Origin of the sequence: Escherichia sp. WS33 (genome assembly GCF_046486385.1) — a bacterium.
GTDB lineage: Bacteria > Pseudomonadota > Gammaproteobacteria > Enterobacterales > Enterobacteriaceae > ECMA0423.
The window spans coordinates 116,926-129,247 of record NZ_JBJQLJ010000008.1 but is presented as its reverse complement, the minus strand read 5'-3'; the positions used below and the strand labels follow the sequence as shown (position 1 = coordinate 129,247).

The 12,322-nt window shown below is 53.3% G+C and carries 10 protein-coding genes; 7 read left to right on the top strand and 3 right to left on the bottom strand.

Annotated elements, in window-relative coordinates; genetic code table 11:
- The first annotated feature begins 138 nt into the window (after positions 1 to 138).
- Complete coding sequence (locus tag ACJHXA_RS09330; protein WP_000924289.1) at positions 139 to 756, top strand: trimeric intracellular cation channel family protein; 618 nt, start codon at positions 139 to 141, stop codon at positions 754 to 756.
- Here the strand turns inward: ACJHXA_RS09330 and ligB are convergent.
- A complete protein-coding gene (ligB, locus tag ACJHXA_RS09325; protein ID WP_000870053.1) occupies positions 753 to 2,435 on the bottom strand; it encodes an NAD-dependent DNA ligase LigB in 1,683 nt (560 codons plus the stop codon). The genes ACJHXA_RS09330 and ligB overlap by 4 nt on opposite strands.
- Positions 2,436 to 2,692: 257 nt before the next feature.
- Here ligB and gmk point away from each other — a divergent pair, with 257 nt between their 5' ends.
- The 5 genes from gmk to recG are packed head-to-tail and all read left to right on the top strand — an operon-like array spanning position 2,693 to position 8,556.
- Positions 2,693 to 3,316 carry a guanylate kinase gene (gmk, locus tag ACJHXA_RS09320; RefSeq protein WP_001295237.1) on the top strand — a complete coding sequence of 208 codons (624 nt, stop codon included), beginning with the start codon at positions 2,693 to 2,695 and terminating at the stop codon, positions 3,314 to 3,316.
- A gap of 54 nt (positions 3,317 to 3,370) precedes the next feature.
- Positions 3,371 to 3,646, top strand: coding sequence for a DNA-directed RNA polymerase subunit omega (gene rpoZ / locus ACJHXA_RS09315; protein ID WP_000135058.1), 276 nt, complete (start codon positions 3,371 to 3,373; stop codon positions 3,644 to 3,646).
- A gap of 18 nt (positions 3,647 to 3,664) precedes the next feature.
- Positions 3,665 to 5,773 (top strand): bifunctional GTP diphosphokinase/guanosine-3',5'-bis pyrophosphate 3'-pyrophosphohydrolase, encoded by a 2,109-nt coding sequence (gene spoT, locus ACJHXA_RS09310; RefSeq protein ID WP_000280488.1) that lies wholly within the window; start codon positions 3,665 to 3,667, stop codon positions 5,771 to 5,773.
- 6 nt (positions 5,774 to 5,779) lie between these two features.
- Positions 5,780 to 6,469 (top strand): tRNA (guanosine(18)-2'-O)-methyltransferase TrmH, encoded by a 690-nt coding sequence (gene trmH / locus ACJHXA_RS09305; RefSeq protein WP_001070177.1) that lies wholly within the window; start codon positions 5,780 to 5,782, stop codon positions 6,467 to 6,469.
- A gap of 5 nt (positions 6,470 to 6,474) precedes the next feature.
- On the top strand, positions 6,475 to 8,556 hold the full coding sequence (recG, locus tag ACJHXA_RS09300) for an ATP-dependent DNA helicase RecG (RefSeq protein WP_000678446.1): 2,082 nt from the start codon (positions 6,475 to 6,477) through the stop codon (positions 8,554 to 8,556).
- Here recG and ACJHXA_RS09295 read toward each other — a convergent pair.
- Both ACJHXA_RS09295 and gltS read right to left on the bottom strand, forming a co-directional pair.
- Positions 8,541 to 9,407, bottom strand: a complete 867-nt coding sequence (locus ACJHXA_RS09295) for a hypothetical protein (RefSeq protein ID WP_000747337.1) — start codon at positions 9,405 to 9,407, stop codon at positions 8,541 to 8,543. The two genes, recG and ACJHXA_RS09295, sit on opposite strands and share 16 nt — an antisense overlap.
- A 2-nt stretch (positions 9,408 to 9,409) precedes the next feature.
- Positions 9,410 to 10,615: a sodium/glutamate symporter gene (gltS, locus tag ACJHXA_RS09290; protein WP_000468836.1), complete on the bottom strand. Its 1,206-nt coding sequence runs from the start codon at positions 10,613 to 10,615 to the stop codon at positions 9,410 to 9,412.
- A 279-nt stretch (positions 10,616 to 10,894) separates the two neighbouring features.
- Between gltS and xanP the strand changes: the two genes are divergently transcribed.
- Positions 10,895 to 12,286: a xanthine/proton symporter XanP gene (gene xanP / locus ACJHXA_RS09285; RefSeq protein ID WP_001295238.1), complete on the top strand. Its 1,392-nt coding sequence runs from the start codon at positions 10,895 to 10,897 to the stop codon at positions 12,284 to 12,286.
- Positions 12,287 to 12,322: the final 36 nt, after the last annotated feature.

The following is a 12,322-nucleotide window of genomic DNA, read 5'->3' as shown; positions in this document are numbered from 1 at the left end:
GAAGAATGCATCTACGCTACAGAAAATAGCGATTTCACATAACTACAAGTTATCAATTTCCTCTCACCTTAAAAAATCTCAATCGTGACAATACGCACAAATCGCTACCCTGCCAGACAGATTTTTAGGGAGAGAACCATGCTGTTACACATTTTGTATTTGGTTGGCATTACTGCCGAAGCCATGACGGGGGCTCTGGCGGCCGGGCGACGCCGCATGGATACATTTGGCGTAATTATTATTGCGACCGCCACCGCAATTGGCGGAGGGTCAGTGCGCGATATTCTGCTGGGCCACTATCCGCTCGGCTGGGTCAAACACCCGGAATATGTGATTATCGTCGCTACCGCCGCAGTACTCACCACTATCGTTGCTCCTGTAATGCCTTACCTGCGCAAAGTGTTTCTGGTGCTCGATGCGCTTGGACTGGTGGTCTTTTCTATCATCGGCGCACAGGTTGCACTGGATATGGGGCACGGCCCAATTATTGCCGTTGTCGCGGCGGTAACCACCGGCGTGTTTGGCGGCGTTTTGCGCGATATGTTCTGTAAACGTATCCCACTGGTATTCCAGAAAGAGTTGTATGCCGGTGTCTCATTTGCCTCCGCCGTGCTGTACATCGCGCTGCAACACTATGTTTCTAACCATGATGTGGTAATTATCTCCACCCTGGTATTCGGCTTTTTTGCCCGCTTACTGGCGCTACGCCTTAAGCTGGGATTACCGGTCTTTTACTACAGCCACGAAGGACACTAAGGTTCAAAACCTGTGATCTGCTGGGCAGCCAGCCAACTGCCCAGCTTCTTGATTTGCGCATTTTCCTTCCATTCAATAACCTGTCTGGCGCGCCCCGATCCAGTCCCCGGCAGCTGCTGCCAGAACTGCTCCGTGCTAAATAAAAGTTGCGACCAGGACCGTTCATCACTGGCATTAAGCGCCGCCCGGGTTAGCGGTATTCCCATTGCCATCACCCAGCGAGTAAAAGGCTGCTTACGAGCCAGATTAAACCGATGCCATAGCTGCGCACTTTTACTTTTCGCGATCCCCGGCGTGTTCTGTAATTGCTCTGGCGTTAATAAAAGCCAGGAAAAGATATGCTCAAAGCGATGAGTCTGATGCAGCGCGCGCCAGCCGGCCTCACCAATACCATCCAGCCCCAGAACCTGTTTTGACCCCAGCCAGACTAAGCGTGAAATGAACTGTTCCTGACAAACATCAGAAGCAAAGTAGCAGGTCAACGAGTTAAAGCGGTTTTCTGGTGGTGTCGGTTTTGTACGTTCTGCACCGCGCCAGACCACATCATCAATGCGAGGAATACCCTGACCGGCAAGGCTGACGAGGATCTGATCACCAGGCGCAATATCCCACTCCTGCCAGCGCCTGACGGAACCAATATTCACCCGCTGGACTTTTTTATCATCCAGCATGACAGGTGCGAGTGACGCAACCACCGATATTTTACCGCTCTTACCCACCGCAAACTGAATCGCCTTCACTTCGGCAACCTGAGCTACAGGTTGATATTTCCAGGCCACCAGCCATTCTGCCTGGCCTGGTAGCCAATGGCGGGATTCGGGTTCTTTCGCCCCTCGCACAACCACGCCATCGGTGACGAAGGGTAATTTCGCTTTCCACCACTCATTGCGTACGCGCGCAACCTCATCAGCATTTTTAACCGCACGGGTATACCTCTGCGTTAGAGTAAAACCTGCGGTAGCCAGCTCCTTTAAACGATCGGTCATTAACTGCGGTCCATCCGGCCATGCCCAGACAAAAACGCCCAGAGAATTCAGCGTGTCGCTATCGTCCTGGCGCATCATCAGGCCAGCAACTTTTGCGCGGGCATTTATTCCCCCCATTTGTTGTTGGATATGCCCCTCGCGCTGGAGAAATATTTCCCCCTGAAGCGTACTGTTGGCTAAAGGCCCGCTAACGGTTTGCGGCACAGCGGAAATTAAGCTAACTTTCTGCGTCCAGTCCTCGCCTTTCAGGCCATTACCGCGACTGATTGCTTTGTTCAGTTTCCCGTCCCGATAAACCAGGGTTACCGCAACGCCATCAACTTTTGGCTGCACCCAAAGATCGCTACGTTCTCGCATCCACAGACTTAATGCGTTTTTATCCACCATTTTGCGTACACCCGTATGGGCAACCGGATGCATAACCGCACCATTTAAAGGCGGCATCATCACGTCGCGGGGCTCGCTCCCAAAGCAGCGTTGCCACTGCGTAAGACGGGCGCTTAACTGATCGTAAACACCGTCTTCCACCTCACTTTTTCCTTCCTTCCAGTAGTCATCGTCCCACTGTTTTATTTGCTGTTGCAGGCGGGAAATTTCTTCCTGTGCTCTGGCTGGCGACCAGGCCGGACAGACCGCCCACACAGATGATTGCCAGCACAAGATACTTATTAATATCGCCATCCATACTTTCATCATCACCTCCGCTGTAGGTAGTCAGGCAGATATACAACGTGATGAAAGCAAAGCCGAGTGGCAAAAACGGAGTCTGCGAGGACGCTTCCTGAAAATCGTCTTTATTGCAGTGAATGACAGGCAAATGCGGAAGCAGCTACGCAAAACGCAACAACTTTGCGCAAAAAGTGTGAGCAAGGGCTACGTCACATGGCCGCGCCGTGTATAATAAGCTCGTATGTAGGCTTTATTTCGCTAATCACATACGAAAGATACTCATGGCTCAAGGCACGCTTTATATTGTTTCTGCCCCCAGTGGCGCGGGTAAATCCAGCCTGATTCAGGCTTTATTAAAAACCCAACCGTTGTATGACACCCAGGTTTCTGTTTCACACACCACACGCCAACCGCGTCCTGGTGAAGTCCACGGTGAACATTATTTCTTTGTTAATCATGATGAATTTAAAGAAATGATTAGCAGAGATGCGTTCCTCGAACACGCAGAAGTTTTTGGTAATTACTATGGCACTTCGCGTGAGGCCATTGAGCAAGTACTGGCGACCGGTGTCGATGTTTTTCTCGATATCGACTGGCAGGGCGCGCAGCAAATTCGCCAGAAAATGCCGCACGCGCGGAGTATCTTTATTTTACCGCCGTCCAAAATTGAACTGGACCGCCGTCTACGCGGTCGCGGTCAGGACAGCGAAGAGGTCATTGCAAAGCGTATGGCGCAAGCTGTTGCAGAAATGAGCCATTACGCCGAATATGATTATCTGATTGTGAATGATGACTTCGATACCGCGTTGACCGATTTGAAGACCATTATTCGCGCCGAACGTCTGCGCATGAGCCGCCAAAAGCAGCGTCATGACGCTTTAATCAGCAAATTGTTGGCAGACTGAACCTGATTTCAGTATCATGCCCAGTCATTTCTTCACCTGTGGAGCTTTTTAAGTATGGCACGCGTAACTGTTCAGGACGCTGTAGAGAAAATTGGTAACCGTTTTGACCTGGTACTGGTCGCCGCGCGTCGCGCTCGTCAGATGCAGGTAGGCGGAAAGGATCCGCTGGTACCGGAAGAAAACGATAAAACCACTGTAATCGCGCTGCGCGAAATCGAAGAAGGTCTGATCAACAACCAGATCCTCGACGTTCGCGAACGCCAGGAACAGCAAGAGCAGGAAGCCGCTGAATTACAAGCCGTTACCGCTATTGCTGAAGGTCGTCGTTAATCACAAAGCGGGTCGCCCTTGTATCTGTTTGAAAGCCTGAATCAACTGATTCAAACCTACCTGCCGGAAGACCAAATCAAGCGTCTGCGGCAGGCGTATCTCGTTGCACGTGATGCTCACGAGGGGCAAACACGTTCAAGCGGTGAACCCTATATCACGCACCCGGTAGCGGTTGCCTGCATTCTGGCCGAGATGAAACTCGACTATGAAACGCTGATGGCGGCGCTGCTGCATGACGTGATTGAAGATACTCCCGCCACCTACCAGGACATGGAACAGCTTTTTGGTAAAAGCGTCGCCGAGCTGGTAGAGGGGGTGTCGAAACTTGATAAGCTCAAGTTCCGCGATAAGAAAGAGGCGCAGGCCGAAAACTTTCGCAAGATGATTATGGCGATGGTGCAGGATATCCGCGTCATTCTCATCAAACTTGCCGACCGTACCCACAACATGCGCACGCTGGGCTCACTTCGCCCGGACAAACGTCGCCGCATCGCCCGTGAAACTCTCGAAATTTATAGCCCGTTGGCGCACCGTTTAGGTATCCACCACATTAAAACCGAACTCGAAGAGCTGGGTTTTGAGGCGCTGTATCCCAATCGTTACCGCGTAATTAAAGAAGTGGTGAAAGCCGCGCGCGGCAACCGTAAAGAGATGATCCAAAAAATCCTCTCTGAAATCGAAGGGCGTTTGCAGGAAGCGGGAATACCGTGCCGCGTCAGTGGTCGCGAAAAGCATCTTTATTCGATTTACTGCAAAATGGTGCTCAAAGAGCAGCGTTTTCACTCAATCATGGACATCTACGCTTTCCGCGTGATCGTCAATGATTCTGACACCTGTTATCGCGTGCTCGGGCAAATGCATAGCCTGTACAAGCCGCGTCCGGGTCGCGTGAAAGACTATATCGCCATTCCTAAAGCGAACGGCTATCAGTCGTTGCACACCTCGATGATTGGCCCGCACGGCGTGCCGGTTGAGGTCCAGATCCGTACCGAAGATATGGATCAGATGGCGGAGATGGGTGTTGCCGCGCACTGGGCTTATAAAGAGCACGGCGAAACCAGTACTACCGCACAAATCCGCGCCCAGCGCTGGATGCAAAGCCTGCTGGAGCTGCAACAGAGCGCCGGTAGTTCGTTTGAATTTATCGAGAGCGTTAAATCCGATCTCTTCCCGGATGAGATTTACGTTTTCACACCGGAAGGGCGAATTGTCGAGCTGCCTGCCGGTGCAACGCCCGTCGACTTCGCTTATGCAGTGCATACCGATATCGGTCATGCCTGCGTGGGCGCACGCGTTGACCGCCAGCCTTACCCGCTGTCGCAGCCGCTTACCAGCGGTCAAACCGTTGAAATCATTACCGCACCGGGCGCTCGCCCGAATGCCGCGTGGCTGAACTTTGTCGTTAGCTCAAAAGCGCGCGCCAAAATTCGTCAGTTGCTGAAAAACCTCAAGCGTGATGATTCTGTAAGCCTGGGCCGTCGTCTGCTCAACCATGCTTTGGGTGGTAGCCGTAAGCTGAATGAAATCCCGCAGGAAAATATTCAGCGCGAGCTGGATCGCATGAAGCTGGCAACGCTTGACGATCTGCTGGCAGAAATCGGCCTTGGTAACGCAATGAGCGTGGTGGTCGCGAAAAATCTACAACATGGGGACGCCTCCATTCCACCGGCGACTCAAAGCCACGGGCATCTGCCGATCAAAGGCGCTGATGGCGTGCTGATCACCTTTGCGAAATGCTGCCGCCCCATTCCTGGCGACCCGATTATCGCCCACGTCAGCCCCGGTAAAGGTCTGGTGATCCACCATGAATCCTGCCGTAACATCCGTGGCTACCAGAAAGAGCCAGAGAAGTTTATGGCTGTGGAATGGGATAAAGAGACGGCGCAGGAGTTCATCACCGAAATCAAGGTGGAGATGTTCAATCATCAGGGTGCGCTGGCAAACCTGACGGCGGCAATTAACACCACGACCTCGAATATTCAAAGTTTGAATACGGAAGAGAAAGATGGTCGCGTCTACAGCGCCTTTATTCGTCTGACCGCTCGTGACCGTGTGCATCTGGCGAATATCATGCGCAAAATCCGCGTGATGCCAGACGTGATTAAAGTCACCCGAAACCGAAATTAATGTTTTATGAACCCAACACGTTATGCACGCATCTGCGAAATGCTCGCCAGGCGGCAGCCTGATCTGACCGTCTGCATGGAGCAGGTCCACAAACCTCATAACGTTTCTGCGATTATTCGTACCGCAGATGCCGTTGGCGTACATGAAGTTCACGCCGTCTGGCCTGGTAGCCGCATGCGCACCATGGCTTCGGCAGCGGCGGGTAGTAACAGCTGGGTACAGGTGAAAACACACCGCACCATTGGCGATGCCGTCGCTCATCTCAAAGGCCAGGGAATGCAGATTCTGGCAACCCATCTTTCTGATAACGCTGTCGATTTCCGCGAAATTGATTACACTCGCCCGACCTGCATTTTGATGGGACAGGAGAAAACGGGCATCACGCAGGAAGCATTGGCCCTGGCGGATCAGGACATCATCATTCCGATGATCGGCATGGTGCAGTCGCTGAATGTTTCCGTTGCCTCAGCCCTCATTCTTTACGAAGCCCAGCGTCAGCGGCAAAATGCAGGCATGTACCTGCGTGAAAACAGCATGTTGCCGGAAGCAGAGCAACAACGCCTGTTGTTTGAAGGCGGCTATCCGGTGCTGGCGAAAGTCGCAAAACGCAAAGGCCTGCCTTATCCCCACGTCAATCAGCAAGGCGAGATCGAAGCTGATGCCGACTGGTGGGCTACTATGCAGGCTGCAGGGTAAGTGCCATGAAAGGTCGCCTGTTAGATGCTGTCCCACTCAGTTCCCTAACGGGCGTTGGCGCAGCACTTAGTAACAAACTGGCGAAAATCAACCTGCATACCGTGCAGGATCTACTCTTACACCTTCCCCTGCGCTACGAAGATCGCACCCATCTCTACCCCATCGGAGAACTACTGCCGGGCGTTTATGCCACGGTGGAAGGCGAAGTGCTGAACTGCAATATCTCCTTCGGCGGTCGGCGGATGATGACCTGCCAGATCAGCGACGGTTCCGGCATCCTCACCATGCGCTTTTTCAATTTCAGCGCGGCAATGAAAAATAGCCTGGCGACGGGCCGCCGTGTACTGGCTTATGGCGAAGCAAAGCGCGGTAAATATGGTGCGGAGATGATCCACCCGGAATACCGCGTGCAGGGCGATCTCAGCACGCCAGAATTACAGGAAACGCTCACGCCGGTTTATCCAACAACGGAAGGCGTAAAGCAGGCCACGCTGCGTAAATTAACCGACCAGGCGCTGGATCTGCTCGACACCTGCGCCATTGAAGAACTCCTGCCGCCGGAACTGTCACAAGGAATGATGACGCTACCGGAAGCGTTGCGCACTTTGCACCGCCCGCCACCGACGCTACAGCTTAGCGATCTGGAAACCGGGCAGCATCCGGCGCAACGTCGTCTGATTCTGGAAGAACTGCTGGCGCACAACCTCAGCATGTTAGCCTTACGTGCCGGAGCACAGCGTTTTCATGCCCAGCCGCTGAGCGCCAATGACACGCTGAAAAATAAACTCCTCGCCGCCTTACCGTTCAAGCCAACGGGCGCACAGGCACGCGTAGTGGCGGAGATCGAGCGCGATATGGCGCTGGATGTGCCGATGATGCGTCTGGTGCAGGGCGATGTAGGTTCCGGTAAAACGCTGGTCGCCGCCCTCGCCGCGTTGCGTGCGATTGCCCACGGCAAACAGGTAGCATTGATGGCACCAACCGAATTACTCGCCGAGCAGCACGCCAATAACTTCCGCAACTGGTTTGCACCGCTCGGTATCGAAGTGGGCTGGCTCGCCGGTAAGCAGAAAGGTAAAGCACGGCTGGCACAGCAGGAAGCCATCGCCAGCGGTCAGGTGCAGATGATTGTCGGTACACACGCCATCTTCCAGGAACAGGTGCAGTTTAACGGCCTGGCGCTGGTGATTATCGACGAACAGCATCGTTTTGGCGTGCATCAGCGTCTGGCATTGTGGGAGAAAGGCCAGCAGCAGGGCTTCCATCCGCATCAGTTGATCATGACCGCCACGCCGATCCCCCGCACGCTGGCAATGACTGCGTATGCCGATCTCGATACCTCGGTGATAGATGAGCTGCCGCCAGGCCGCACGCCAGTGACTACGGTCGCTATTCCTGATACCCGCCGTACCGACATCATTGACCGCGTGCGCCACGCCTGCATAACTGAAGGTCGTCAGGCATACTGGGTTTGTACGTTGATTGAAGAGTCGGAATTGCTGGAAGCGCAGGCGGCGGAAGCTACCTGGGAAGAGTTGAAACTGGCGCTACCAGAGTTGAACGTTGGCCTGGTACACGGGCGGATGAAACCTGTCGAGAAACAGGCGGTGATGGCGTCGTTTAAACAAGGTGAGCTACACCTGCTGGTTGCCACAACCGTTATTGAAGTCGGCGTTGATGTGCCTAACGCCAGTCTGATGATTATCGAAAACCCGGAGCGTCTGGGTCTGGCGCAGTTACACCAGCTTCGCGGGCGTGTAGGTCGTGGTGCGGTGGCTTCTCACTGCGTGCTGCTCTACAAAACGCCGCTCTCCAAAACCGCGCAAATTCGGCTGCAAGTGCTGCGCGACAGCAACGACGGTTTTGTGATTGCACAGAAAGACTTAGAGATTCGCGGACCGGGTGAACTGTTAGGTACGCGTCAGACGGGTAATGCTGAGTTTAAAGTGGCGGATTTACTGCGCGATCAGGCGATGATCCCGGAAGTTCAGCGCCTGGCGCGACATATTCACGAACGTTACCCACAACAAGCAAAAGCCCTGATAGAACGCTGGATGCCGGAGACGGAACGTTACTCCAACGCATGACCAGACTCATCACAAGACAAGTCACGCAGTAAATCTTCAATCTGGATAGTGAGGATATCCATTGCCTCATACGCATCCTGTGCAATTCGCGCCGCCATTGCGCCTTCCGGTTCACCACGCAGAATTTCAGCCGCTGCCTGTACGCCAGCCACAATCATTTCAGGTGTTAACATTTGGCGAAGAAAAGCGCGATTATCAGAGGACCAGCCATCTTTATGGCCTAATGGATGCCCCCAGCCTATCCATTCTTGCGACCATAACGGATTGGCTTCTATGGGATAAATTAGATGCGCGGCATACTGAATAGCACACACCGCTTTTCCTGGCGTATCCAGCGCCCACCAGCGCGACCAGAGAGAATGAATTAACGGCGCGGCCCCACCCAGAGTATTGAACACCGCCAGCCAGCAAAGAACGTTATTGAAACCACGCTCGTTATCCATACGCTGCAACGCGGTGTCCAGTAAAAATTGCCGTACCTGCTGGCGTTGGGAAGCATTCATCATCTCCTGCCAGAGATAGGGCCGACACAATGCCTTCATTAAGGATTCTTCGAAGTGATCACCATAACCGCCAGCTAAAACGGTTTCATGCCATTGCGCCAGGCAGAGCGGAAACAGATAGCGAAACAACTCTATTTGCATCGGTTCGTTATAAACGAGATTGAGTACATAGTAAGCACTCAAATCCCATACGCTGATCTGCTGCCACTCTTTAGCCGCCAGCGCCTTGAGTTCGGCATCTGCGTAATCAAATTCCGTTTCCCATACACAGAGCACTGGCGGCTCATCACCAAAAATATGGCGACAGTGTTCACGTAGCGTTTCCGGTTCCTTCCGACGCTTTTTCATTTTTAACCGGCAAAAATCGGCAACATTAAATACAGCTTAATCACCAGCGCATTGACGATATCGATAAAGAACGCACCGACCATCGGCACCACCAAAAACGCCATGTGCGACGGGCCAAAGCGTTCAGTGATCGCCTGCATGTTGGCGATTGCCGTTGGCGTTGCACCGAGGCCAAAACCACAGTGACCCGCAGCCAGCACTGCCGCATCGTAGTTTTTGCCCATCATGCGCCAGGTAACGAAGATGGCATACAACGCCATGAAGATGGTCTGTACCACCAGAATCGCCAGCATCGGCAGCGCCAGCGAAGCCAGCTCCCACAGTTTCAGCCCCATCAGCGCCATCGCCAGGAACAACGACAGGCTTACGTTACCCAGCACGGATACCGCACGCTCAAAGACGCGGTAAAAGCCCATCATTGACAGACCGTTGCTCAGAATCACGCCAACAAACAGTACACAGACGAAGGTCGGCAGTTCAAAAGCAGTGCCAGCCAAAAGTTGCGCAACAATTTTCCCCACCGTCAGGCAGATAGCAATCAGCGCGATAGTTTCAATCAGCACCAGCGAGGTGATCATGCGGCCCACATCCGGCTTTTCAAACGCCGTCGGGACTTCCTGGTCATCCGGAATACCGTTCGGCGTGGTGGAGTGTTTCACCAGATAGCGCGCCACCGGACCGCCAATCAAGCCGCCCAGCACCAGACCGAACGTTGCACAGGCCATCGCCACTTCCGTCGCATTGGTGAAGCCATAACGTTCAATGAACAATTTACTCCACGCAGCGCCCGTACCGTGACCGCCGGAAAGCGTAATAGAACCGGCCAACAGCCCCATCAGCGGATCAAGCCCTAACAGGCTAGCCATACCAATGCCAATGGCATTTTGCATCACCAACAGACCAACAACCACAATCAAGAAGATGCCAACCACACGCCCACCGGCACGCAAACTGGCAATGTTGGCGTTCAGGCCAATGGTGGCGAAGAAAGCCAGCATTAACGGATCGCGCAGGGACATATCAAAGTTGACTTCCCAGCCCATGCTTTTTTTCAGTACTAGTAGCGCCAGCGCCACCAACAAACCACCCGCAACAGGTTCCGGTATGGTGTATTTCTTCAAAAAGGAGACGGAATGGACCAACTTACGCCCGAGCAGCAACGTCAGCGTTGCGGCAACAAGCGTTGCTAAAGTATCGAGATGAAACATAGTTACTCCTTTGTATCCGCATCACTCTTTCATACTCGTCATACTTCATCGCGCAGTGGCAACTTCATGAACTATGACGGGTATCGAGTTATGCTTTCCTGGGTCAAATTCTCAGCTGTTAATGAACAAATGGCATGGATTTTAAGCAGAAAAATACCAAAAGTTATATAAAAAAGTGCATTTATCTCATTTAAATATTTAGATGAGGATGTGGCAAACGTTTGCTTTTCTCTTTCGGTCAGCTAAAATGCCCGCTTTGCTACCACGGGATTGTTTTCGATGTCTGTTTCCACCCTCGAGTCAGAAAATGCGCAACCGGTTGCGCAGACTCAAAACAGCGAACTGATTTACCGTCTTGAAGATCGTCCGCCGCTTCCTCAAACCCTGTTTGCCGCCTGTCAGCATCTGCTGGCGATGTTCGTTGCGGTGATCACGCCAGCGCTATTAATCTGCCAGGCGCTGGGTTTACCGGCACAAGACACGCAACACATTATTAGTATGTCGCTGTTTGCCTCCGGTGTGGCATCGATTATTCAAATTAAGGCCTGGGGTCCGGTTGGCTCCGGGCTGTTGTCTATTCAGGGCACCAGCTTCAACTTTGTTGCCCCGCTGATTATGGGCGGTACCGCGCTGAAAACCGGTGGTGCTGATGTTCCTACCATGATGGCGGCTTTGTTCGGCACGTTGATGCTGGCAAGTTGCACCGAGATGGTGATCTCCCGCGTTCTGCATCTGGCGCGCCGCATTATTACGCCGCTGGTTTCTGGCGTTGTGGTGATGATTATCGGCCTGTCGCTAATTCAGGTTGGGTTAACGTCCATTGGCGGCGGTTACGCAGCCATGAGCGATAACACCTTCGGCGCACCGAAAAATCTGCTGCTGGCAGGCGTGGTCTTAGCCTTAATTATCCTGCTTAACCGTCAACGTAACCCTTACTTACGCGTGGCCTCACTGGTGATTGCGATGGCGGCCGGATATGCGCTGGCGTGGTTTATGGGCATGTTGCCAGAAAGCAACGAACCGATGACGCAAGAACTGATTATGGTGCCAACGCCGCTCTATTACGGTCTTGGCATTGAATGGAGTCTGCTGCTGCCGCTGATGCTGGTCTTTATGATCACTTCGCTGGAAACCATTGGCGATATCACGGCGACCTCTGACGTTTCCGAACAGCCAGTGTCCGGTCCGCTGTACATGAAACGCCTGAAAGGTGGCGTGCTGGCAAACGGCCTGAACTCGTTTGTTTCGGCGGTGTTTAACACCTTCCCGAACTCCTGCTTCGGGCAAAACAACGGAGTGATCCAGTTGACTGGTGTTGCCAGCCGCTATGTCGGTTTTGTCGTCGCGCTGATGTTGATCGTGCTGGGTCTGTTCCCGGCAGTGAGCGGTTTTGTACAACACATTCCAGAACCGGTTCTGGGCGGCGCAACGCTTGTAATGTTTGGCACCATCGCCGCCTCCGGTGTGCGTATCGTTTCTCGTGAGCCGCTGAACCGTCGGGCGATTCTGATTATCGCGCTGTCGCTGGCGGTTGGTCTGGGCGTGTCTCAGCAGCCGCTGATTTTGCAGTTTGCCCCTGAATGGCTGAAAAACCTGCTCTCCTCCGGGATCGCCGCGGGCGGTATTACTGCCATCGTGCTGAATCTGATTTTCCCACCAGAAAAACAGTAATTCACTGGCGGCGGTAAGATAATTACCGCCGCAGTC